Here is a 23,387-nt window from a genome sequence, read left to right as displayed (position 1 = left end):
GAGAGATATGAATAAAAAGAACATAGTGATAAAAGAAGTTGGTCCACGAGATGGCTTGCAAAATGAAAAAGAAATCATTTCTACAGGACAAAAAATTCAATGGATTGATCTTTTATCTAATACAGGTTTGAATTATATCGAAATCACATCATTTGTTCCTCCAAAATGGATTCCGCAATTAAGTGATGCATTAGAAGTAGCTAAAGGTATTAAGAAAAAAGAAGGTATTACTTACGCAGCACTTGTGCCCAATTTAAGAGGATTAGAATCGGCATTAGAAGCTGATATGGATGAAATTAGTCTGTTTATGTCAGCAAGTGAATCACATAATTTAAAGAATATTAATAAATCCATAAATGATACATTTCCAGTACTGAAAGACGTAGCGGTTTCTTCTATTAAAGCTGGGAAAACTGTACGAGCTTATGTGTCAACAGTATTTGGTTGTCCTTATGATGGAGAGGTATCTATAGATAAAGTTCGAGATATATGCGAACAACTCTTTCAATATGGAGTAACCGAAATTTCCTTAGGAGATACGATTGGTGTGGCAGATCCTGCGAAGGTAGAAATTGTCCTTGGTGAATTATCGAAACATTTCAACAAAAGCAGAATAGCACTTCATTTTCATGATACAAGAGGGATGGCGTTAGCTAACATTTTACGAGCGGTTGATATGGGGTTCACTACGTTTGATTCTGCCTTAGGTGGATTAGGTGGGTGTCCATATGCTCCAGGTGCATCAGGAAACGTAGCAACAGATGATTTAGTTCATATGCTGGAGAAGATGGGCTATCATACTGGGATTAATGAAGATTTACTACAAACAGCAGCTGTATTTATTCAGAATAGAATTCGCAAGTCGCTAAGAAGTCACCAAATGGCCATTTACAATACAGTTAAATAGGGAATGAAAGGACAGTATGAATGGTACTGTCCTTTCAACTCAAAGACTAAGGAGGTGTATTGATTGTCTCAAATCATATTATCTGAACGAAGTGAAAATGGTATTATCACGATTACATTAAATCGTCCTCAGGCTGCTAATGCTTTAAATAAAGAATTACTCGTACAATTTAATGAATTGCTTGATACTCTTGCAAATGATTCTAGCATTCGCTGTGTCATTATTACAGGAAATGGTGAAAAAGCTTTTTGTGCCGGCGCTGATTTGAAAGAGCGTAAAGGATTAGCTAATCATGAAGTGGAGAAAGCTGTATCGCAAATTCGTGATACCTTCACAAAGTTAGAAGCACTTCCTCAGCCAGTAATTGCAGCTATGAATGGTGTTGCATTTGGTGGAGGATTAGAACTTGCATTAGCTTGTGATTTGCGCATTGCCTCAGCGTCTGCAAGCTTTGGCTTAACAGAAACATCTTTAGCCATTATCCCAGGAGCGGGTGGAACCCAGCGTCTACCACGCTTGATTGGCGTAGCGAAAGCGAAAGAACTTATTTATACTGCAGCTAGAATTGATAGTGCTGAAGCCGAGAAAATCGGCTTGATTTCACGTGCTATCGAACCTTCACAATTACTTCAAGAAGCTTACCTCTTAGCTAATAGAATTGTCCAAAATGGCCCAGTCGCTTTAAAACAAGCGAAAAAAGCTATTCATCATGGTATGGAAACAGATTTGCAAACAGCATTGAAAGTAGAGGAATGGTGCTATGCGGCAACTATTCCTACAAATGATCGCCTTGAAGGTTTACAAGCATTTTCTGAAAAAAGAAAGCCTGTTTATAAAGGGCAATAAAGAAGGAGCTGTCAGTAAATGAGTCAAGAAAATACATATGTTCAAACGGTAGAAAAAATTAAACAAGGTGGATTACCGAAATATCATGAGAAAAATAAAGAAAAAGGTAAATTACCTGTTCGAGAACGTTTAGCACTTTTATTTGACGAAGATACAATGATAGAAGATAGTTTATTTGCTAATTGTAATGCAGAAGGATTGCCAGCAGATGGTGTTGTCACAGCTATTGGTACGATTCATGGACGGAAAGTATGTGTCATGGCTAATGATTCAACTGTTAAAGCTGGTTCTTGGGGAGCTAGAACTGTTGAGAAAATCATACGTATTCAGGAAACAGCATTAAAGTTAAACATTCCAATATTTTATTTAGTTGACTCCGCAGGTGCAAGAATTACAGATCAAGTGGATATGTTCCCAGGTCGACGTGGAGCAGGAAGAATTTTTTATAATCAAGTACAGCTCTCAGGCCGAGTTCCACAAATATGCTTATTATTTGGTCCTTCTGCTGCTGGAGGAGCATACATACCTGCTTTCTGTGACATTGTTGTTATGGTGGACGGTAACGCGTCTATGTATTTGGGTTCACCACGAATGGCTGAAATGGTTATTGGTGAGAAAGTAACCGAAGAGCAAATGGGTGGTGCGAAAATGCATTGTTCTGTTTCCGGCTGTGGTGATGCATTAGTGAAGAGTGAAGAGGAAGCACTTGCGTTTGCTCGTCAATATATTAGTTATTTCCCACAAAATTATGCTGAAAAGCCTGCAGATGCGGAAAGTAAACCAGTTGGCTTAGAAAAAACGCTTGAAAGCTTAATCCCAGCTAATCAAAATGCACCGTTTAATATGTATGAATTTATTGATGGTATCATCGATGAAGGAAGCTTTTTAGAAATTAAAAAATTGTTCGCTGCAGAGCTCATAACAGGTCTTGCACGTATCGATGGAAAGACGGTAGGAATTATTGCGAATCAGCCGAAAGTTAAAGGTGGCGTATTATTCCATGATAGCGCTGATAAAGCGGCTAAGTTTATTACTTTATGCGATGCCTTTCATATACCTTTATTGTTCTTAGCGGATATTCCTGGTTTCATGATTGGTACAAAGGTGGAGCAAGCAGGAATTATTCGACATGGTGCGAAGATGATTTCAGCGATGAGTGAGGCAACTGTACCGAAAATTTCTGTTGTTGTACGAAAAGCATATGGTGCAGGTCTTTATGCTATGGCGGGTCCTGCCTTTGAACCAGATTGCTGTATAGCACTACCTTCTGCATCTATTGCAGTTATGGGTCCAGAAGCAGCAGTAAATGCAGTTTACGCAAATAAAATCCAAGCACTTCCAGTAGAAGAGCGTCAAAGCTTTATTGAGAGCAAACGAGAAGAATATCGTGAAGACATAGATATTTATCGTTTAGCTTCTGAGATGATTATTGATGCGGTAGTTCATCCAAATGAATTACGCAAAGAATTAATTAGTCGCTTTGATGCGTATAGTTCGAAGCAATTAACATTTACGACTAGAAAGCATGGGGTATACCCAGTATAATTTGTATAAAAAGCATCAAAAGGATTCCCTTTGATGCTTTTTTGTATTGTCCAATGATACAATAGAATTTTAATAAGATGCTTTATATAATGAAAAAAATTCTGTCTATTGGGCATTTTAATAGCAACATGCAGTATTTCTTTAAAAATATCAAGAGTGATTAAGAATTATGATAAAATCAACTGTAATTACATAGTACATAGAAAGAAGGGTTATTATGAGACCTTTACAAAAAGAAATTATTGAAGTATTAAAGGCAAAACCAGAAATTGATCCTAAGCAGGAATTTAGAAAAAGTGTTGACTTCATGAAAGATTATTTAAAGAAGTACCCATTTTTCAAAAGCCTAGTTTTAGGTATTTCAGGAGGACAAGATTCAACACTTTGTGGTTATATGGCGCAAACAGCAGTAAATGAGCTAAATGAAGAAAAAGGGAATAATGAATATCAATTTATTGCGGTACGATTGCCATATGGTGTTCAAGCTGATGAACAAGATTGTCAAGATGCCCTTAATTGGATTCAGCCAAGCCTTTCGGTTGCTGTAAATATTAAGCCTGCAGTTGATGCAAGTGTGCAATCAGTTAAAGAAGCAACAGGTAAAGAATTAAATGATTTCTTAAAAGGAAATGTAAAAGCTCGCGAACGCATGAAAGTACAATATGATTTAGCAGGACTTTATCAAGGTGTTGTATTAGGAACAGATCACGCAGCCGAGGCAATAACAGGTTTCTTTACGAAACATGGTGATGGTGCTTGTGATATTGCACCACTGTATCGCTTGAATAAGCGCCAAGGAAAAGCGATTTTAAAGTATTTAGGGTGTCCTGAGCATTTATTCTTGAAGAAGCCAACAGCGGATTTAGAAGAAGATAAGCCACAACTGCCTGATGAAGTAGCTTTAGGTGTAACATACGATGACATTGATGATTATATTGAAGGAAAAGCAGTAAGTGATGAAGCTGCTTCGAAAATAGAAAGTTGGTTCTTGAAAACAGAGCATAAACGATTTGGTCCTATCACTGTTTATGACAACTGGTGGAGAAAATAAGCTTTTTTGGGGGAACTAAGAGATGAAAGTAGCATTGTCATGGAGCGGAGGTAAAGATGCTTGCTATACTCTTCACAAATTGCATGAACAAGGCATTGAAGTAGTGTGCTTGCTAACAACGATTCCAAAAGAATTAAATGCAACATTTGGTCATGGAGAGAAAAGAGAAGCTATTGAAGCACAAGGGCAAGCATTAGGCATACCTGTTGAGTGGATTTCGTGTACGTTTCCAACGTATACAGATGATTTTATTGCAAAAGTAAAGGAAGTAAGGAATACATATCAAATTACTGCAATTGCTTACGGCGATTTATATCTTGATGAGCATCGTGAGTGGGGAGAACAAGTAGCTAAAGCGGCTGAAATTGAAGCTCTATATCCATTATGGATGAAGGAAAGTGATGCTTCTACTGCCTTACAACAATTTATTTCTTCTGGCTATCGCGCCAAAATGATTCGTTCGATGCAAGAGCATTTTAGTAAGGATGATCTTGGTCGCGAAATTAATGAAAGTTTCTATCAAGATCTTCAAAATCAATCTATTTGTCCAATGGGGGAAAAAGGTGAATACCACACTTTCGTTTATGATGGGCCACTTTTTCAGAAGAAGGTTATCTTTACAGAAGGTGCTGTTGAAGAGTTGGAAACAACTTGGCGCTTACATTTAGAAGATATCTCTTTGATGGAGAAATGATGGACAATACAAATAAGAGGATAGTGTTCATATTGGACATTTGTCCTCTTATTTTTTGTTTCAAATATTATGTTGAAATTATTTTGATTTTTCTAGCAAATATAATTCCCTAATTATAAAAATTAGTGTACTCTAATAGAAATTCAAAGGGGGAATTTCTATGTCACAAATAAATTCAAATTTAATCATATGGAATGCTTTTTCAACATCACCACCACCGTTTGCTCCAACTGTGAAATCAGTACTGAATAAGCTTATATTAAAAACAGAGTAAGAATCTGTGAAATATAAGTTGTTTCACAGATTCGAAGGAGTAGACGATGAAATCTAAAATACAATTCGTATTATCAATGATCATCTTCGGTACAATCGGTTTATTTGTAAGATTCATTGATTTATCTTCGAGTGAAATAGCTTTATTACGTGGTTTTATTGGGAGTTTATTTTTAATCATAGTGATGTTTGTGATTAAGAAAAAAATTTCGTGGAAATTAGTAAAAGAAAATAAAATAATTATATTGCTTTCAAGCATTGCATTAGCTGGGAATTGGATTTTTCTTTTCCAAGCGTATAAACACACGACCATTTCAAATGCAGCGCTCAGTTATTACTTTGCACCTGTGTTTGTCATGATTCTTTCTCCATTAGTACTTGCAGAAAAATTATCAATCAGAAAAATCATTTGCATCATTGTAGCAATGTTAGGTATGTTGTTGATTGTCGGTAATGGTAGTGTAAGTACATCTGCTTTAAATGATTTAATTGGTATTGGCTATGGATTAATGGCAGCAATATTCTACGCTTCATTAATGTTATTAAATAAGTTCATCAAAAGAATGGACGGAATGGAACTTACATTAATTCAGCTTGGAATTGCAGCATTATTGCTTTTACCTTATGTATTTGTTACTGAAGGATTCGGCATTTTAGAAGTATCAAGTTCTTCTATTCCATTTATCATCATCTTAGGGATTGTACACACGGGAATAGGATTCTTGCTTTTTTTCTCGGGTATGCAAAAAATAAAAGGGCAAAGTATCGCTGCCTTGAGTTATGTTGATCCAATTACTTCCTTAGTAATTTCTACTGTTATTTTGCAAGAGCAAATGACATTTGTTCAATTGCTAGGTGGGGTATTGCTATTAGGGTCTACGTTTGTTAGTGAAAAGAAGTTTTGATTGTATGTGATGAAACTTATGAATTGCTAACAAAAATTCAAAACAGAATTTTACATGTAGTGATTAGAAGATACTGTATCTTATCAAAATAAATTAAGTGAAACCTTATTTGAAGTAGGTTTATTAAAATAGGACTATGAGAAGGTTTTTTCTTATAGTCCTATTTACTGTTCTACTATTGAAGGGCTAGAACCAAATGGTAATAATGTGTTTAATTAAAATAAAGAAAAGGAATTTTATTTATTGACGATTTTAGCCATTATGTCATGAGTTTTAGTATATTTAACATAAGTGATAGGCAGTGTTCAATTGGATAGGAGGTTGTGTAATGAGGATAAAAGTTGTAGAACATGATAAAAATTGGGGAAGTATGTATAAAAAAGAGGAGAATGCCATTAAATCAATTCTTCAAGAAGAATTAGTGAATAGCTTTCATATTGGGAGTACGTCAGTTCCAGGTCTCAAAGCAAAACCAATTATTGATATTTTACTTGTGGTCAATGACATCAATAAATTAGATTCATTTTCTACACAATTCGGAGCTTTAGGGTATGAAGTTAAAGGTGAATATGGAATCGCAGGACGAAGATTTTTCCGCAAGGGTGGAGATAACCGTACTCATCATATTCATGCCTTTCAATATGACAACATTAATGAAATTGAAAGACACATAAGTTATAGAGATTATCTTCGTTCACACCCAGAAGTATGTGAACAATATGGAGAATTAAAGAGCAAACTAGCAGAACAATATCCAAATAATATTGATAGCTATTGTGATGGAAAAGATGCTTTTGTTAAAAGCGTTGAAAAAGAAGCTCTTAAATGGCATTGGTCTTTACGTTAAGTAATATTAGCTAAAATATATGTAATCTTAACAAGAGTATCTATTATGATACGCTTGTTAAGATTAATAGAACTATCAACTAATTTCATAAACAAAAGTATTATATACTTCAAGATGAGTGATCATTTGTTTTTTTGAACGCTCTTATTTTAATACACTTACATTTTTCTGAATAGCAATAGGTTTTCCTGGAAATCGAAACGAAATCCATATAGCAATAATTACGCCGAAAACAGTATATAAAATGAATGGAATTTGAAAGGCGATACGATAATCTTTTATTAATAATGTATTATTCATTTCGATAATATCTCGATATTCGGGACTAAATTGATATTGAACTACCCAATTATCATTAGATTCTGCAACAGTACCTAAATCATATCCGTCATGAGTTGGAACATTGCTCATTGATGTTAGACTTTTTGAATCGAAGGCATTTGTGGCATATTGATAATTTAGTGGATAAGTGGTTGTAGCTTCTTGTTTAATGTTTGGATTTTGTTTTACCCACGCAGCTACATTTTTGTTTTCATCAACGTTGAAGAGTGCTATATGCTGTAATTGATCACTATGTTCATTAAAGACAGATTGAATTTGCTGTAGTTGATTATTGGTAAGTTCTTTTGAGTCTTTTACAATATGTAGAATGTCTTTCGTTATGGAAGCTTTATTTTCTTTAAAATTTTGTTTAAATTGATAATCAGAATAGAGAGTAGAGATTATTATATATGAAGCTACTAAAAATGCTATACAGCTAACAGAAAGAAGGTACTTCATAAATTTTTTAGGTACATAAAAGAATTCTGATAATCCTTTGTTAAGTTGTTCTTCTTCTCCAAAATTATTTAGAGCTATCATAATGGCTTCTTCTTCGGTTTTCCCCTCAGCTTTCAGTGTTTCAACTGTTTCAATGAGGTGGATTTTCATTTCTTCTTTTAGTTCTTTAATTTCAATAGTATTTCCTCGAACATTTTTATATATTGAATCAACAAATTGAGTTATACGCTTCATTTTTTATTTACTCCTTCCAAAAATGAATCCATCAATTGCTTGACAAAGTGCCACTCTGAGCATTTTTCTTTAAAGCCATCTTCACCTAATGGAGTAAGCTTATAATATTTTCTTCGTCCACCCGCACCTTGTTCATCACTCCAATAGGATTCAATCCAATTATTTCTTTCTAATCGCTTTAAAGACAAATAAAGAGTACCTTCTTTTAATTCAAATACATTGTTACTTCTTTCTCTAACTAATTTTGCTATTTCATATCCATACATATCGTGTTTATTTAGTAGAGATAAAATCATTGTATCGATGTTACCTTTCAACACTTCTTTATTTATTTCCAAATAATCACATCCCTTACAATTATTTATAAAACATAATACCTAATAATGCAAGGTATTGTTGAAAAATATAGATACTTAAGCTTTTACAATTTGTTATAATGTGATATCGAGGTGATAATCAATGATACGTGCAGAAGGTGTTGTTAGATTTTTAATAGGTGAAGATCAAGAATATCATGCAAATGATATTTTCATTCAAAATAAAAATTTATACGTAGAAGTGTTTAGTACAAGAAGAATAGAAGAATCAAATTCTATTGAACTAACCTGCAATTATAAAGTAAATATTGCAGAGAAATATTATTGTCATGATCCGAAAGACTATGTAGGTCAGGTATATCCTGAATTGAAGAAAAGCATTAGTAGAATTTTATTAACACAGGTAGTGTACATTGATAAGGTCTTTCACAATATAGATTTGAATTAGAAGGAGCAGAAGATGCTTCTTTTTGTTTTTTTTGTAGAAGTAGTTGAGTAATGGCAAAAAATCGATGGATTATTGCGAAAAGCGGACAAAAATAAACAAGGCTTCCCTCTAATAACTTAGGGGAAGCCTTGTTTATTTACTTATGCTATCCAAATTCAGTAGCTGACAAATATCTTCATCGGTCAATGATGATTGATCACTACTATCCGATTCGATGATTTCTTCAATGAGATTCCGTTTCTTCTCTTGGAGGTCATTCATTTTGGCTTCTATGGTCCCACGGGTCACCAATTTGATAACTTGTACATTGTTTCGTTGGCCGAGACGGTGGGCGCGATCGGTTGCTTGTTCCTCGACGGCAGGGTTCCACCATAGATCATACAAAACGACAGTGTCAGCACCAGTTAGGTTTAGACCTGTACCGCCTGCTTTCAGAGAAATAAGAAAGAAATCATTCTCACCTTTGTTAAAGCGGGTACACATATCAACTCGTTCTTCGGAAGGTGTTTGACCGTCTAGATAAAAGTAAGATAATCCACGGACAGCCAATTCCTGTCTAATTAAATGTAGCATTTTAGTAAATTGAGAAAAAATCAGTACTCTACGTCCAGAAAGGCTGCATTCTTCAACAATCCGCAGCAATTGTTCGAATTTAGCTGAACGACCGTCATATCCATCTACAAATAATGCTGGATGGCAACATATTTGGCGGAGGCGGGTGAGTCCAGCGAGAATTCGAATTTTGTTCTTCCTAAATGTATCGCGATCAAGATGCTTTAATGTGTCATGGCGAAGCTTTGCTAAATAAGCGATATATAGTTTCTTTTGCTCTGGAAATAGTTCTGCAAATTCAAGTGATTCCAGTTTTTTCGGTAGCTCATCAAGGACATCTTCCTTTACTCTTCGAAGCATGAATGGTCGAATTCGTCTACTGATTGTTTTTCTTCTTAAATTGCTAAATTCTTTAAGCCCCATAAACAATTCAGGGAAAACAACATGAAAAATGGACCATAGTTCTTCAGGCGAATTCTCCATAGGTGTTCCAGTCAATGCAAAGGAATGGTCAGCATTAATCATTTTCACTGCTTTTGCTGTCTGAGTGACTGGATTTTTAAATGCTTGGGCTTCATCAAAAAATACCGTATGGAATGTTTGCTTTCTGAACCAACCTAAATCCTGGCGTAGTAATGGATAGGATGTAATAAATACATCTATTTCGGCAAATTGTTGTTGGATTTTCTGTCTTTCAGACTTTATACCATCCGCAACAACTGCTTCAATTTCAGGAGCGAATTTCATTAATTCGCTTAACCAATTATAAGTAAGGGAAGAAGGGCAGACAATCAATGCAGGTTTTCCTTGCCTACGCATTTCGGCTTGTTCCGAAACAAGATAAGTAATGGCTTGTAATGTTTTTCCTAGTCCCATGTCGTCAGCAAGAATGCCTCCAAATCCATACTCTTTTAATGTTTTTAACCATTTGAATCCGTGTATCTGATATGGATACAGAATGGAGTTCATATGAGCGGGTACTTCAATATCCCTTTTGTCTGGCTGTTCTATGCGTTTCAAAAATTCTCGGAAAGAGGCTTCTAATTGAAAAATCCCATTGTCTTCACCGAGATGCTGTAAACCTTGAACTACTGGCATTTCCCAGTTTTCTTCTTGAATAGGAACAGTATTTAGAAATCGCCTAATTTCATCATATTCTCGTGCATCTAAAGACAGTAGTGAGCCATTTTTCAATCTATAGTATTTACGTTTTTCCTCTAGCGCCTGCAACACACCTCGTATTTCATAATCAGGAATACCATCTTGTTCAAAATTGAACTCAAGCCAGTTCGTTCGATCTTTCTTTAATCTAACTGAGATCCGGGGTGGAGTCGGTGCTCGAAGAATCCGGTTTCTAATTGCGGTAGTAGCATAAACTTTGGCAATTTGCTGTAGTTTTGGCAACGTTTGATTCAAAAAATCATATTCTAATTCTTCGTTTTGTAGGTAATAGCCGCCTTCTGATTTCAAAAAACCATTTTCTTCAAACAATTCAAGAATGGTCATTTCCTTATCTTCATCTCTAATCAAAAGCGTTTGCAAGCTAGGAGCTTCCTTAAAAGGGTCAATAGTTATATCTCCATATTGAAACTCAACGCCTGCTAGCAATCGATTTTTTATTCGATCAAGATATAAATTGGCAATGAGAGGTGTTTTTGTCAACGATGATGTCAGTTTCTCAGGTAATTGAACATTTCCTAATTTTTTTAGACCAGGCACTACTCTTTCGAGGAAGAGTTCTAGTTGTCCATACTCGATAGGTATTATATTAGCCCCAGTTGCTGTAAGCATTTGTTGTAGGTCATATAAACGTTTAGTATCATCATCTGTCATGGTAAACATTTGACCATCTATGATAGCAGTATGATAATCTTTCATTAATATCAGCCTGTTTAGTCCGTTTACCTCACATTGAAAACCTTTTGCTGTTTGAGAAAAATAGAAATTAAGAGGTAGTTTTCCCTCCGTAAAGCCCAAGTTTGTATATTCATCACCGTTTTCTCGAAGTTTAGCATTCTTCAAACAAACAAGTGAAGAGCGTAATTCGGACCATGATGAAGGTGGAATAGGCAGAATAGATGTCTTTTCTGATAGAGACTCCATGTACAATTTGTCATCATGTAACACTCTAATTAGTTGTTGTAAAATATTATCTTGTTCTGAAGAAAAACAGTGATATACAGGGTCATACGTGAAAGATAAAGAAAATGTATAAGCTTTCCCCTCCTGCACTGCTATTAAAAAACTTCGGATATCTAGTACAGGGAAAGCACCAATTCTTAATTCAATTCCAGGAACGAATTTTTTTTCGTTCGTTAAGAGCGGTTCACATACGATTTCTAACTCTAGCATTTGTCTATCTTCGAAATGTTTCAATTCACGACTAGAGCGTACAGATTGTTTTGAAAAAATTTGCAGCAAGTCATTTGCCATTCCATAGTTTTCACTTTGAGGTAATATTACTTCACTTCGACGGGAACGTTCATGAATGGCAAGTAAAACTGCCGCTATATGTTGACAATCTTTTGTGAATGACGACAATGTAGGACAGCTACATGCTGTTTGGATTTCTTCATTTTCATCTATATCAATTTTGACATGGAAATCTTCTTTTCCTTGCACAATTGCTTCAAAGTGTGTAGGTCCGTTTACTTGAAAACGTACTTTATCTGCACGATGAAAAGCTTCTCCTCGCTTGAAGGAGACAGTTCCACACATTTCTTTAATTACATGTTGATTTAACTTCATGGATGCTCTCCTTCCATAGAGATTCGTTCTGTACATAAGCTGTATTGTATCATACATCGACTAACGATGGGCAATGACATCATCTGTTGTTGGATAGATGGAAATTCACTGATAAGTAAAGTAATCTAGATATAATAAGAGACATCAAACAAGTATATAGATAAGCAGAAACAATAAAGAAAGTAGGAGTTGGAAGTGAGAGAAACTATATTAAAGGCTATCAAGCAAATCGAAATAGATAATGATGTAAAGGTATTGTATGCATGTGAATCAGGTAGTCGCGCTTGGGGTTTTCCTTCTAAAGATAGTGATTATGATGTCCGTTTCATTTATGTACATAAACCTGAATATTATTTAAGTATTGATCCTATAGGTGTAGGTAAAAAAAGAGATGTTATTGAATTACCTATTAATAATCTTCTTGATATAGCTGGGTGGGACCTAACAAAAGCCTTAAAGCTATATAGAAAGTCTAACCCGCCATTGATGGAATGGTTACATTCAAGGATTGTCTATTATCAAGCTTTCACAACAATTGATCAAATTAAAATGTTACATTCATCAGTTTTTACTTCAAGCTCTTGCTTATATCATTATTTAAATATGACTAATAAGAATTTTCGAGAATATTTAAAGTCTGATAATGTTCGAATAAAAAAGTATTTCTATGTATTGCGACCATTGTTAGCAGCACGTTGGATAGAGGCGCGTGATGAGTTTCCGCCACTTGAATTTCATACTCTTTTAGAAAAGATGGTTCCAAATTTAGAACTAAAAAAAGAAATAGAGGTACTTCTGGAGCGTAAATTAAGAGGTGATGAACTAGATATAGAGCCGCGTATTAATGTAATTAATTCTTTTGTAGAAGCAGAATTAGTTCGATTAACCGAATATGCAAAGAGTGTAACAAAAAAGGTTGATGACCAAACTCCGCAGTTGGATAAAATATTTCGGGATACTTTACGGGAAGTGTGGTAATACCTTGGAAATAACTTACGTACTAATCAGCAAATTTTAAAGGCTCAAACAGCATAACCCCGTTCTAAATTCAGAACGGGGTAAAAATGTTTAATTTTTGATGTGAGATAATACACTATACTAAAAAAATATAACAATCAAGTCGTTTGGAAACCTGAGCTTGATTCAACAATATCACCTTTGTTTGAAATTAAGGGGTATCAACTTATTGCTCTACGACACTATTTTTAACTGTAAGTACATTAGGTTTCAGTATAACAATTTTAATCAATGCTACAAAAAGGGTCACTGCTGATACGAGTAGTAGAGCTACCATAGCACAGATGTTAAACTCTCTTCTCCAAAAATCACTGTGGTAATTAGCCATCTGTTACTAGCGTGTATCTCTGAGACATTTATATGGATATCCAGCAAGTATGCTTTAGAAAATAAAAAATAGAAAAAAACGTAAAAGAAGTGGGGAGGTACAACAATTTCTTTTACGGTTTTACTTAAGGTTTGTTTACGTTAATTTATAGTATCCACAAATAACATCTGCGACAGTTTTAGCAGTTCTTTATAATGCTTAAAGTTCTATGTCAAAGAAGGAGAAGAGATGTACTTATTTTAATAAATCTATCCCTGATGCCCACCAACTAAGCCAGCTCGTTTAATAGCTGTACCACCGTTCGTATAGGAAGATGCTTTCATAATGGCAGTTTTACCAAATTTATCGCGTATAGAATCTATAGTTGCATCTAAAGCTTCTTCTTTTTGCAGTTTTTCTGTATCTGCAAAAAGATTAAGCTGCATATTTGTTTTTGAAGCTACTTTTCCTACACTAATAGCAATTGAACGTACAATTTGTCCTTGATATCTTTTTCGGAAAATGGTCAAGCAAACGTCTGTAATACGAGAAGTGAGGTCAGTGGCAGTTTCTAATTTCATTTGTTGAGAAAACCCTCGTCCTAACTCATTTTTACTAAAGCCTATAGTTAAATGGACCACTTCTCCAACTACATGATGTCTGCGTAGCCTTGATGCAACATCATCTGCCATTTCAGCTATAACTGTTTCAATCTCATATGGATTTACATAGTCACGTAACAGAATTTGGCTTTTTCCATAACTTTTTTCACGGGGAGGTACTTTTTTATTTATACGACTAAAATCAATACCCCAAGCATGATAATATAGCTGTTCACCTATGACACCTAGTTTTTTCTTTAACAGTTTCACATCGTATTTTGCAAGAGCACCTACTGTTGTAATACCCATTCTATTTAAGGTTAGTGCAGTACGTGAACCAATTCCCCACATGTCAGTTAGTTTTTTTATTTTCCAAACTGTATTTGGTACATCTTCATAGCTCCAATATGCAATACCTTCAGGATGTTTCTTAGCCTCATTATCTAAGCATAGTTTGGCAAGAAGCGGATTATCGCCTATACCTATAGTTGCACATAAGCGTAATTCATGCTGTATGTCATCTCTTATTCGCCTTGCAATTTCAAATTTATTACCAAATAATTTTTGTGAAGCTGTTACATCTAAAAAAGACTCATCAATCGAGTAAATATGAAGGTCATCATTGCTAACGTAACGTCTATATATATCTTGAATAACTCGATTCATATAAAGGTAAAGCTTCATGTTAGGTTCTACGATAAGTATTCGTTCATCGTTTGGTATTTCAAATTTACGATTACCTGTTTTGATTCCGAATTCTTTTTTTACTGCTGGAGAGGATGCTAGCACTACTGAACCTTGTTGTTCTTTTTTTCCTATTACAATAAGGTATGTAGTAAGTGGATCTAATCCTCGTTTAGCACATTCAACGGACGCAAAAAAAGATTTCATATCCACACATAAAATATCTCTGCACGGTCGGGTAGAAAGATCAAATTCCATCTTAATTTACCTCAGATATGTGGCGTATCGAATCAATAGCGATGAATTCTTGTGTACCATCTTCTTGTTTGACAACAATTCCTTTTTTTATAGCATCGTATTTCCACACATAGCCTATAGAATATTTGATAGCGTCATACAGGTTATTTGGATTGGATGAAGTGATTTTAAGTGGTGAGTGATATTCATGCGATTCTTGCAACATTTCATTGAATTGTTCAATTGTTTGCTCGTCAAGTATTATGGGACTTATTTTTTTACGATCATGATAACTTATGTCCTCACTATGTTCTGATAAAACAAATCCTTGCCACTTCATCATACCTCTGTCTTGATAAGCCATTGTAAACCATTCCTTTTTATTCTTTATCCTATGTTCTTTTAAAAAAAATATACAAACATTTGTTCTTGTTAAAAACAATTATAGGAACAAACGTTCTGTTTTTCAATAGGGATTTATTATGAATTTTAACCATTAGATGTCATTTTATTAAGATGGGATAGAAAATAAGATTTCAATGCAATATTGTCAGTCTATTATGAAGTAATTTCCAAAACATTAAAAGGGCGTCCGAAAAATGATTAAAAATCACTTTTCAGACAGCCCTTTATCTAGGTTCTCTGGTTATAGAATTGATTTAAATATAAGACATAGCGATGAAGTGAAATCGAACTTTCATTATGGTGGATGACAACAAGTTGAACTTTGTAAGTTTGATAACTTCGTGGATGCGTTGACAAGTGCATTAAATGTGTAAAAGAAGGTCTTATAGCGGAATTAATCAGATAGGCTGATTGATTGCTTCCAGGTTTCCTCACATCATTAAGAGCTTGAATTAATTGGTCAGCGCTGCCAATACCTATTCCATGTCCAAAATAAGAATCATTTCCAAGATAAACTGCATTTTCTCCTCTCCACCAAGGGGTTTCTGGATGAAATTCTGGATTATTAAAATACACAACATCTCCAGGTATAAAGTGACTAGTATCAATGACTTGTATGCCAAGATCAGAATCAGAATGCCAGCTATATAAATATAAATCTTGGAAGTATTGGTTAAATAATTGTGCACCTATGGTTAGTAGAACAGCGCGATAATAAATAATTAATATTGCCGTGGCACACTCGAAAGCATATTGTGCACTATTTTGAAAGATGTCAGAAATTGCTACAGATGGTTTTACACCTGGTTTCAGCTGCAACCCTCCATCATCTGTTACTTCCCAATATTGAGGGTTAGCACGTGTTTTATCAAATGATTCAAATTGCGCCTGTCCTTGATTCATTGCTAATGCACTTTCTATAATATTTTTCCGAAGTTTTAGTTCAAATAGTAATTCATTGATGGATTGATATGAATAAATAGAAGGAGCGGCTTGCATGCTTTGGATAATACTACTTTCTATGCTGTCATTTATCCACGTGCTACTTTGTTGAAAAGGTATCCCTGATATTTGTATCATACTCTCCTCACTCCAAGTTTTAAGTAGTATTGATTCCTACTAATAAGTTAATGAAAAAGAAGACTTGCAACTTTATTTAGTTAAACCAATTTTCGTGGTGAATGAATGGGAAATCCCACCGAGTAAAGTTTCACTTTATCTAATGTATTTTGATTTTCATTTTAATATGTATTTGAAAAAGGTTAATTAATTATTCGTAAAACGAAAGTAGTTGAATTATCTGTAAAAAAAGCAAAAAAGTTGAAGAAGAGAGTTTGTTATTTTAATATTCAAATATATCTGAAAATAAGGAGAGGTTAGTTTGGGATTAAAAGTGGGAGATGTCATTAAGTTCGAACGAAAATTTACAGTAGAAGATGTTGAGTTATTTACAAAAGTTTCAGGTGACGAGGGAACACATCATATCAACCCTGATGAGCAGGGAAGACTTATCATTCAAGGATTGCTAACAGCTACATTACCAACTAAAATAGGCGGAGATAATAATGTACTCGCACGTACAATGAATTTTGAGTTTATTAAACCAGTTTTTACAGGAGATACAATAATTTGTGAGGTAACAATTGAGAAATATGAAAAACAAGAACGTAGAATAGCTATCACCACATCATTTGTATGTACAAACCAAAATGAGAAAATTGTATTGAAAGGGAATTTTGCTGGGGTTATTTTATAATAGTTGTATTTATTCTACAATTTACAGAAGAAGATAACGGAATGAGTGATGAACTTTCTATGAGCTACAAAATCGCTATCATACTCTACATAAGATGTTAATTTTGGTGATTATACAAGAAAGGAGATACCATATTAGCGTAGCGAATATGGTATCTCCTTTACTTTATGTTTTGATAAATGATTAGTTATATAAACTTTTTACTTTTGTGGAAACGAGCTATGACCCTTTTGTGATTTTCTTTCTAAATAATAGGAACATCAATAAACACCCTAATAAGCCACCAATTAATACAGCTTTTAAAAACTCCCAATCAAAATGACCAGTTAATAAGCTGATGATGAAAAAACTAAGGATATACCCGAGAAATATACCTATCGTCAGATTAAACTTCAGCGAAGAGCCCTCCATTTCTTCTTCTAGGTCTACCTAAGTAGACGAAGCAGATGTATAAAAAAATGTTGTTACGTATTATTATATCAAAAAATCCCTTATTATGGAATTTATCATTGTGTTTATAATAAATATGGTCATTTACTTATAGTGTTTGAAATTCGTTCACTAAATTAGTGAAATACTGTAACGCACTTTCAATTGGTTCTGGACTATTTAAATCAACACCTGCATTCTTTAATAACTCAAGTGGATAGTCAGAACTACCGCTTTGTAGAAAGGCGATATATTTTTGTTGTGCTTCTTTATTTCCTTTTACTAATTGATCCGCAAGATGAATAGCAGTTGCGAAGCCTGTTGCGTATTTGTATACATAGAACGGTCTATAGAAATGCGGAATTCTTGACCAGCCGTATTTTACTTCATCATCGAAAGTAATAATGCTACCGTTGTATTCTTTAAATAATCTCTCATAAATGTTGTTGAACACTTCAACATTTAGGGGTTCGCCTTTTTCAGCCAGTTCGTGTGTCGTTTTTTCGAATTCAGCAAACATCACTTGTGTAAAGAACGTTCCACGGAACATTTCAATAAAGTGATTAATATAATATTTCTTGATAGCAGGGTCAGTAGCTTCTTTTAAAAGATGGTGGATTAAGAGCACCTCGTTTACAGTTGAAGCAACTTCAGCTACAAATATGGAATATCCAGCTGAAATACGTGGTTGATATTTACTAGAATAATAACTATGCATCGCATGACCCATTTCATGCACTAATGTAAATAAACTATCAACATTATCTTGATGATTCAATAGTACATAAGGGTGTACGCCATAAACACCCATATTATAAGCACCTGACATTTTGCCTGGTGTTTCTCTAACATCAATATAATTCTTATTTCTGAAAGATGATAGTGTTTGAATATAGTCTTCACCGAGTGGTTTTAATGCTTGTAGCATAATGTTATATGCTTCTTCGTAAGGAATTGTTTGCTCAACTTCATCGACAAGTTCCATACTTAAGTCATATTGACGCAATTCGTCTAATGCTAATTTTTCTTTTCGTATTTCACTATATTTATGTAATGCTGCAATATTTTGTTTTGTAGTAGCAATTAAATTATCATACACTTCTTTAGGAACCATATCACCAAATAATGATTTTTCGAGTGCAGAAGGGTAATTACGTATTTTTGTCATCGTTACATTATTTTTAATATTAGCAGCAAGAGTTGTTGCAATGGAATTTTTCATTTGTACGTAAGGTTTATAGTATGCTTTATACGCTTCTTTACGTTTATCTCGATTAGGGTCTTTAAGTAATTTATGATACATACCACGAGTTAGTTCAACTTTTTCGCCACGATCATTAGTAACGTCACCAAATTGAATATCGGCGTTATTAATCATTTTATAGACATTGCTTGGTACGCTATAAGCTTCACCCATTAGTGAAAGTAGTTCTTCTTTTTCTTTGTTTAGCACATATTGCTTGTATCGGAAAGTCTCAAATAAATCCTTCTCGAAATAGCGTAATCCTTCATTTTCCTCAATGTATGTTTTTAAAACAGCTTCATCCATACTTAGTAAAAAAGGTAAGAAGAATGCAGTGGCTTCTCGTAATTTATAACTTAAACTTTCTGCTTTCTTTAGAAGAACTTGCGTATCATGATCACGTGTGTCTAAATCATTACCTAGCTTTGCATATGCATATACAAGGGTAAAGATGTTGGATAGTTCTTCTTGTTTTTTAAGAAAAGTTAGAAGAGCCGCACCATCATTGATGTTTTCATTGTATTGTTTTAATTCCTCAATTAGTTTTTCTATCGCTTGATAGCTTTTTTCCCATTCTGCGACAGATGTAAATATATGTGTTAAATCCCATTTCTCATAAGTTGGTACTTCAGAGCGGTTTTTGTAAGTTTGCATAATAATCATCCTTTCTTCGTCATTAATCTTGTTCTAACTAGGGGCCTAGGACTCCCACTTCAAAACGTAAGAGTGGAAAATCAAGAAAAGTCAAGAACCCGTATTGGTTCAACTAATGCTCGATGGGGGATGAAGGAAGCACCTCATCGAGCAAAGCTTCATTTTATATATTCTATTATTATAATCATACACTTAATGCTGTTAAATCAATATGACTTTTTGAATAACATGAACATTCATATGAACTAGTTATTGCTTTTATTGGGAAATTACGATATTTTAAAGTTAGTACATTACACCACTAATGCACTAAGGTTGAAAGAAGGTGGAAGCTTGCTAATAAATAACGATGGATCAAAGCCGATTTATGTTCAAATAGCTGAGTGGTTAGAAACGGAAATAATGAGTGGTCATTTTGAAAGTGATCAAAAGGTATTTTCGCAATATCAGCTTGCCGAGATGTTTAATATTAATCCGGCTACAGCAGCAAAAGGGCTAAATATATTGGTAGATGAAAACATTTTGTATAAAAAGAGGGGGCTTGGAATGTTCGTAACGAATACTGCACGTGAAATGATTGTAGATAAACGAAAAAATCAAACTTTAACTCAGTTAGTAAAAGAATTGGTGTTAGAAGCCTCACGATTAAATGTGAGTGAGCATGAATTATTTGACATGATTAGAGCGGTAAAGAGTAAGGAGGTTGAGTGATGAATATCATTCAGTGTAAAGAGCTTACAAAAGTTTTTTGGAGGAAGAAAGTATTGAATAATATGTCTTTTTCCATTGAAGAAAACAAAATTACTGGACTAATAGGTCGTAATGGTGCTGGGAAAACGACTTTACTAAAAATTATAAGTGGTTTCTACTGTCAAACTTCTGGAGAAATTACGGTTTTTTCAGAAAAACCATTTAATAGCTTACTTGTGTCTGCTAATTCTATCTATATTGAACAGGAGATGAGCTTTCCGTCAGCTCTAAATTTGGTTCAAATTTTAGAAGAAGCGAGTCGATTTTATCCAAACTTTGATTGTGAGCTTGCACATCGTTTGTTTGACTATTTTTCTTTAGAACAATTGGATTATTATGCGCAGCTTTCAAAAGGAATGAGAAGTACATTTAATTGCATTATTGGTATAGCTTCTCGTGCAGAACTTACTATTTTTGATGAGCCAACAAATGGAATGGATGCAGGAGTTCGTAAAGATTTTTATCGAGCCTTATTGAAAGATTATTTAGCCAATCCTCGTACAATTATCCTTTCGAGTCATCATTTAGACGAAATTGAAAATTTATTAGAAGACATTTTGTTAATGCGAGGTGGAAATACACTTCTTCATCTTCCTGTATCAGCATTAAAAGAATATGCAGTGGGACTTAAAGGTGATATGAGTGTTCTTCAACAAGTGTTAACACATCGAAATATTATATATGAACAAGCAATCAGTCCTACGTATTCTTATGTTGTTATTGAAAATGATTTAACGGAAGAGGAAAAACAGGAGCTTCAAAGCAAAGGGATTCAGCTTTCAATGGTGGCTATTAGCGATTTATGTGTGTATTTAACAGACCGTCAAAAAGGAGGGATTGATGATGTCTTTAAATAAAATGAACTTGAGTGAAGTTACAAAAAAACAGTATATGTACAAATTAAAAGCGAATAAAGGGTCAATTAGTTCACTGATTTTTGCCCAATTAATAGCGATTTTGTTTTCATTCAATGGAACTGCAATGTCTGGCTCGGGAACAAGTATTCTGGGAATCGAATTGAATTATTTTAATTCAGATTTAGTGTTTGCGTTTTCGTTAATATGGGCTTTTATCACAGCCGTAACAATTACCACAAAAGATTATCGAAATGCCGAATTTTCATTTATAAATAATCGCTTGAGTAGTACAATGTCGGATGTTCTTTTTTTAGGAACAATGAGTATCCTTGCTGGAATAACAACCTTTTTCTCTGGCTTTTTATTGCAAGACCTGCTGTATTTTTTATCAGATAGTGTCTTTATCAATCAAAGTAATTTTCTTGATACGCCAATAGAATCTCTTTTCGGAATTGTAGCAACGATTCTTTACTTATGGTTGGTAAGTGCTATCGGTTATTTAATTGGTTCTTTAGTTCAGTTACACAAAATATTTGTAGTTGTTATTCCCGCACTACTATTAGGAATATCATTGATTAGCATATCGAATAATCAAATGATTTTTTTAGCACATATTGGTATGTTTTTTATGTTTGAAACATCCTTTTGGCTTTTTGTATTAAAAACAATCACAGCTTCTGCTCTTTGTTTTTATGCTTCCTTTTTGTTATTTAATCGAATGGAGGTGCGAAAATAATGGCACTTCTTAATAGTATATTGCCTATAGTAATCCTTTTAATTTTTGCTCTGTTATTTAGATATTTAGTTCAATATTTAAGAAGGAATAATAACGTATTTTCGAAGAAGCTGATGTGGTTTTTAAGTGGATATCTTCTTCTACTAATTATCGCAACGTTTATCTCAATATTTATACCTAAACATGAGCTAACCAAACATAAAGAAGCTTTTGAATCTAAAGTGGCAAAGGAGATATCGCAATTTAAGAATGATTTACTTCAAGGCAATTTGCAACAGATTGATTCTAACTTAATAAAATCTAGTTACGAGTTTGAATGGAAAGAAAATGTGCTACAAATTCAGGAAATTCAAAATCAATTTCTAGAAATGCCAATTTATATAGAAGAGAAAGAACGTAATGATCATCTTATTGAAGCAATGATGTATACGTCTAAGCATTATTATCAAGATATTGATATTACAGATGAAATTAAACCAATAGAAATGGAATTACGAGATAATACATTATTTATAACTTTAGTACGCTCTGAAATTAAATTATCTAAAATGACGGCAGGATTTCCTATTAGACAATTTACAGGGGAAAGCGTATTTAACGATCACAATGATTCAATTGGACAAAGCGTTATATATATTAAGGTTCCTAAAGGAGTAAAAATTGAAAATGAAGATAATTTCAATATAACTTATGTGGAAAAACTAAAGAAATCAGATTGAAAATAGGGAGAAATAAATGAAAAGCTCTGATTCTCAGTTACAAAGTCGAGGGATGATTACAAGTGAAGGTTTACTACAATATAGTAATCATACAAAAATTGAACTATTGGGAATGCTTAAATCTAAAGAAGCATGTAGGAGAACTATCGCTGTAAAAATACTATCAGAGAAATATGCTTTAAACGATGACTTGATTCGTTCATTTCTTCATACTCTTAAACAAGAAAAAAAACTTTATACAAAGATTGCATTATGTGATGCACTTTCAAAAGGTGATGTTCAGTCTGCAAAGATTATGGTCGAATATTTAGGGGGAATAAACAATAATCAACATACAGCATTACCTACTAAAGGTTTCAATAAGAAAAGTTATCCTTTACCGCGGGATATCATCGCTCGAACTTTAGCTAATATGAAAGAAGATATTCTACCAGTTTTAATGGATGTGCTTAAGACCAATAACATTTTTGCAATTAGAGAAGTTATTGATGCAATAGGGTTCATTTGTTTTTATAACAATTTACATTCGGATAATCAAATTATTGATGGACTTATAGTATGCTTAAGAAACTATCATAACGATGACATTATTCGATGGAAATTGGTAAGAGCATTTGAAAGTTTTAACGACATCAGTATGGTGAAAATTCTTATGGAAATCGAAGAAAACGATAGTCAATTGATTATAAGAAATGAAGCTAAGAGGTCACTCACAATTATTAATAGCCGAACTAAAAGTTAAAAAAATGACTTATCAAGAGAATAGTAAATTGATATATCGTTAAATATTGACATAACAATTTAACAAAGTCAAAAAAAGAAGCCAATAGTAAAAGGTTTGGAC

General features: G+C 33.8%; 22 protein-coding genes. 15 read left to right on the top strand and 7 right to left on the bottom strand.

From position 1 onward, the window contains the following. Positions 1-7 precede the first annotated feature (7 nt). The 7 genes from TX86_RS09920 to TX86_RS09890 all read left to right on the top strand — a co-directional run bounded on the left by TX86_RS09920 (position 8) and on the right by TX86_RS09890 (position 7,068). Positions 8-907, top strand: coding sequence for a hydroxymethylglutaryl-CoA lyase (locus tag TX86_RS09920; protein ID WP_042348471.1), 900 nt, complete (start codon positions 8-10; stop codon positions 905-907). A gap of 63 nt (positions 908-970) precedes the next feature. After that, positions 971-1,753, top strand: a complete 783-nt coding sequence (locus TX86_RS09915; RefSeq protein WP_042348470.1) for an enoyl-CoA hydratase — start codon at positions 971-973, stop codon at positions 1,751-1,753. A gap of 18 nt (positions 1,754-1,771) precedes the next feature. Further along, positions 1,772-3,298 (top strand): acyl-CoA carboxylase subunit beta, encoded by a 1,527-nt coding sequence (locus tag TX86_RS09910; protein WP_042348469.1) that lies wholly within the window; start codon positions 1,772-1,774, stop codon positions 3,296-3,298. A 217-nt stretch (positions 3,299-3,515) separates the two neighbouring features. After that, positions 3,516-4,349, top strand: a complete 834-nt coding sequence (gene nadE, locus TX86_RS09905) for an NAD(+) synthase (protein WP_042348467.1) — start codon at positions 3,516-3,518, stop codon at positions 4,347-4,349. Positions 4,350-4,371: 22 nt separating this feature from the next. Then, complete coding sequence (locus tag TX86_RS09900; protein WP_042348465.1) at positions 4,372-5,043, top strand: Dph6-related ATP pyrophosphatase; 672 nt, start codon at positions 4,372-4,374, stop codon at positions 5,041-5,043. A 320-nt stretch (positions 5,044-5,363) separates the two neighbouring features. Next, the gene (locus TX86_RS09895) at positions 5,364-6,221 is read left to right on the top strand and encodes a DMT family transporter (protein WP_042348463.1); all 858 of its coding nucleotides are present in this window, start codon (positions 5,364-5,366) and stop codon (positions 6,219-6,221) included. Positions 6,222-6,549: 328 nt separating this feature from the next. Next, positions 6,550-7,068 (top strand): GrpB family protein, encoded by a 519-nt coding sequence (locus tag TX86_RS09890; RefSeq protein WP_042348461.1) that lies wholly within the window; start codon positions 6,550-6,552, stop codon positions 7,066-7,068. Positions 7,069-7,212: 144 nt separating this feature from the next. Here the strand turns inward: TX86_RS09890 and TX86_RS25735 are convergent, their stop codons facing one another. Next, positions 7,213-8,082, bottom strand: a complete 870-nt coding sequence (locus TX86_RS25735) for a permease prefix domain 1-containing protein (protein WP_052343621.1) — start codon at positions 8,080-8,082, stop codon at positions 7,213-7,215. Further along, a complete protein-coding gene (locus TX86_RS09880) occupies positions 8,079-8,420 on the bottom strand; it encodes a PadR family transcriptional regulator (RefSeq protein WP_042348459.1) in 342 nt (113 codons plus the stop codon). The genes TX86_RS25735 and TX86_RS09880 overlap by 4 nt, the downstream gene beginning before the upstream one ends. 121 nt (positions 8,421-8,541) lie before the next feature. On the opposite strand from TX86_RS09880, the gene TX86_RS09875 reads away from it, so the two are divergent. Next, complete coding sequence (locus TX86_RS09875) at positions 8,542-8,847, top strand: hypothetical protein (RefSeq protein ID WP_042348457.1); 306 nt, start codon at positions 8,542-8,544, stop codon at positions 8,845-8,847. Positions 8,848-8,979: 132 nt separating this feature from the next. Here TX86_RS09875 and TX86_RS09870 read toward each other — a convergent pair whose 3' ends face one another. Further along, positions 8,980-12,147, bottom strand: coding sequence for a DEAD/DEAH box helicase (locus tag TX86_RS09870; RefSeq protein WP_042348455.1), 3,168 nt, complete (start codon positions 12,145-12,147; stop codon positions 8,980-8,982). 195 nt (positions 12,148-12,342) lie between these two features. On the opposite strand from TX86_RS09870, the gene TX86_RS09865 reads away from it, so the two are divergent. Continuing rightward, on the top strand, positions 12,343-13,125 hold the full coding sequence (locus TX86_RS09865; protein ID WP_042348453.1) for a nucleotidyltransferase domain-containing protein: 783 nt from the start codon (positions 12,343-12,345) through the stop codon (positions 13,123-13,125). 615 nt (positions 13,126-13,740) lie between these two features. Here TX86_RS09865 and TX86_RS09860 read toward each other — a convergent pair. From TX86_RS09860 to tgl, 3 genes are all read right to left on the bottom strand, one after another. Next, positions 13,741-15,015: a Y-family DNA polymerase gene (locus TX86_RS09860; protein ID WP_042348451.1), complete on the bottom strand. Its 1,275-nt coding sequence runs from the start codon at positions 15,013-15,015 to the stop codon at positions 13,741-13,743. Position 15,016: 1 nt separating this feature from the next. Beyond that, on the bottom strand, positions 15,017-15,358 hold the full coding sequence (locus tag TX86_RS09855; protein ID WP_042348450.1) for a YolD-like family protein: 342 nt from the start codon (positions 15,356-15,358) through the stop codon (positions 15,017-15,019). A 269-nt stretch (positions 15,359-15,627) separates the two neighbouring features. Further along, entirely contained in the window at positions 15,628-16,479 is an 852-nt protein-coding gene (tgl, locus tag TX86_RS09850) for a spore coat transglutaminase TGL (RefSeq protein WP_042348449.1), read from the bottom strand. 301 nt (positions 16,480-16,780) lie between these two features. Between tgl and TX86_RS09845 the strand changes: the two genes are divergently transcribed. After that, positions 16,781-17,155, top strand: coding sequence for a hotdog family protein (locus TX86_RS09845; protein WP_042348448.1), 375 nt, complete (start codon positions 16,781-16,783; stop codon positions 17,153-17,155). Positions 17,156-17,693: 538 nt separating this feature from the next. Here the strand turns inward: TX86_RS09845 and pepF are convergent. Further along, positions 17,694-19,481, bottom strand: coding sequence for an oligoendopeptidase F (pepF, locus tag TX86_RS09840; protein WP_042348446.1), 1,788 nt, complete (start codon positions 19,479-19,481; stop codon positions 17,694-17,696). A gap of 333 nt (positions 19,482-19,814) precedes the next feature. Here pepF and TX86_RS09835 point away from each other — a divergent pair, with 333 nt between their 5' ends. The 5 genes from TX86_RS09835 to TX86_RS09815 are packed head-to-tail and all read left to right on the top strand — an operon-like array spanning position 19,815 to position 23,285. After that, positions 19,815-20,192, top strand: coding sequence for a GntR family transcriptional regulator (locus tag TX86_RS09835; protein ID WP_042348444.1), 378 nt, complete (start codon positions 19,815-19,817; stop codon positions 20,190-20,192). Next, complete coding sequence (locus TX86_RS09830) at positions 20,192-21,088, top strand: ATP-binding cassette domain-containing protein (protein WP_042348442.1); 897 nt, start codon at positions 20,192-20,194, stop codon at positions 21,086-21,088. Before TX86_RS09835 ends, TX86_RS09830 begins: the two co-directional genes overlap by 1 nt. Then, entirely contained in the window at positions 21,072-21,824 is a 753-nt protein-coding gene (locus TX86_RS09825; RefSeq protein WP_154663095.1) for a hypothetical protein, read from the top strand. Before TX86_RS09830 ends, TX86_RS09825 begins: the two co-directional genes overlap by 17 nt. Further along, entirely contained in the window at positions 21,824-22,543 is a 720-nt protein-coding gene (locus TX86_RS09820) for a hypothetical protein (protein ID WP_042348437.1), read from the top strand. Before TX86_RS09825 ends, TX86_RS09820 begins: the two co-directional genes overlap by 1 nt. Before the next feature lie 16 nt (positions 22,544-22,559). After that, entirely contained in the window at positions 22,560-23,285 is a 726-nt protein-coding gene (locus TX86_RS09815; RefSeq protein ID WP_042348436.1) for a HEAT repeat domain-containing protein, read from the top strand. Positions 23,286-23,387 lie beyond the last annotated feature (102 nt).

The sequence above is a fragment of the Bacillus massiliigorillae genome (genome assembly GCF_000380245.2).
GTDB lineage: Bacteria > Bacillota > Bacilli > Bacillales > DSM-1321 > Bacillus_AD > Bacillus_AD massiliigorillae.
The sequence above is the reverse complement of the archived record's forward strand: the minus strand, read 5'-3'. Positions and strand labels throughout refer to the sequence as shown.

Excerpts from the sequence above, each read along its gene's own strand:
- TX86_RS09820 (WP_042348437.1), top strand. The coding sequence starts at position 21,824 with ATGGCACTTCTTAATAGTATATTGCCTATAGTAATCCTTTTAATTTTT.
- TX86_RS09875 (WP_042348457.1), top strand. The coding sequence starts at position 8,542 with ATGATACGTGCAGAAGGTGTTGTTAGATTTTTAATAGGTGAAGATCAA.
- TX86_RS09855 (WP_042348450.1), bottom strand. The coding sequence starts at position 15,358 with ATGGCTTATCAAGACAGAGGTATGATGAAGTGGCAAGGATTTGTTTTA.
- TX86_RS25735 (WP_052343621.1), bottom strand. The coding sequence starts at position 8,082 with ATGAAGCGTATAACTCAATTTGTTGATTCAATATATAAAAATGTTCGA.
- TX86_RS09920 (WP_042348471.1), top strand. The coding sequence starts at position 8 with ATGAATAAAAAGAACATAGTGATAAAAGAAGTTGGTCCACGAGATGGC.
- TX86_RS09900 (WP_042348465.1), top strand. The coding sequence starts at position 4,372 with ATGAAAGTAGCATTGTCATGGAGCGGAGGTAAAGATGCTTGCTATACT.
- tgl (WP_042348449.1), bottom strand. The coding sequence starts at position 16,479 with ATGATACAAATATCAGGGATACCTTTTCAACAAAGTAGCACGTGGATA.
- TX86_RS09890 (WP_042348461.1), top strand. The coding sequence starts at position 6,550 with ATGAGGATAAAAGTTGTAGAACATGATAAAAATTGGGGAAGTATGTAT.
- TX86_RS09825 (WP_154663095.1), top strand. The coding sequence starts at position 21,072 with ATGATGTCTTTAAATAAAATGAACTTGAGTGAAGTTACAAAAAAACAG.
- TX86_RS09815 (WP_042348436.1), top strand. The coding sequence starts at position 22,560 with ATGAAAAGCTCTGATTCTCAGTTACAAAGTCGAGGGATGATTACAAGT.
- TX86_RS09860 (WP_042348451.1), bottom strand. The coding sequence starts at position 15,015 with ATGGAATTTGATCTTTCTACCCGACCGTGCAGAGATATTTTATGTGTG.
- TX86_RS09830 (WP_042348442.1), top strand. The coding sequence starts at position 20,192 with ATGAATATCATTCAGTGTAAAGAGCTTACAAAAGTTTTTTGGAGGAAG.
- TX86_RS09895 (WP_042348463.1), top strand. The coding sequence starts at position 5,364 with ATGAAATCTAAAATACAATTCGTATTATCAATGATCATCTTCGGTACA.
- TX86_RS09910 (WP_042348469.1), top strand. The coding sequence starts at position 1,772 with ATGAGTCAAGAAAATACATATGTTCAAACGGTAGAAAAAATTAAACAA.
- nadE (WP_042348467.1), top strand. The coding sequence starts at position 3,516 with ATGAGACCTTTACAAAAAGAAATTATTGAAGTATTAAAGGCAAAACCA.
- pepF (WP_042348446.1), bottom strand. The coding sequence starts at position 19,481 with ATGCAAACTTACAAAAACCGCTCTGAAGTACCAACTTATGAGAAATGG.
- TX86_RS09870 (WP_042348455.1), bottom strand. The coding sequence starts at position 12,147 with ATGAAGTTAAATCAACATGTAATTAAAGAAATGTGTGGAACTGTCTCC.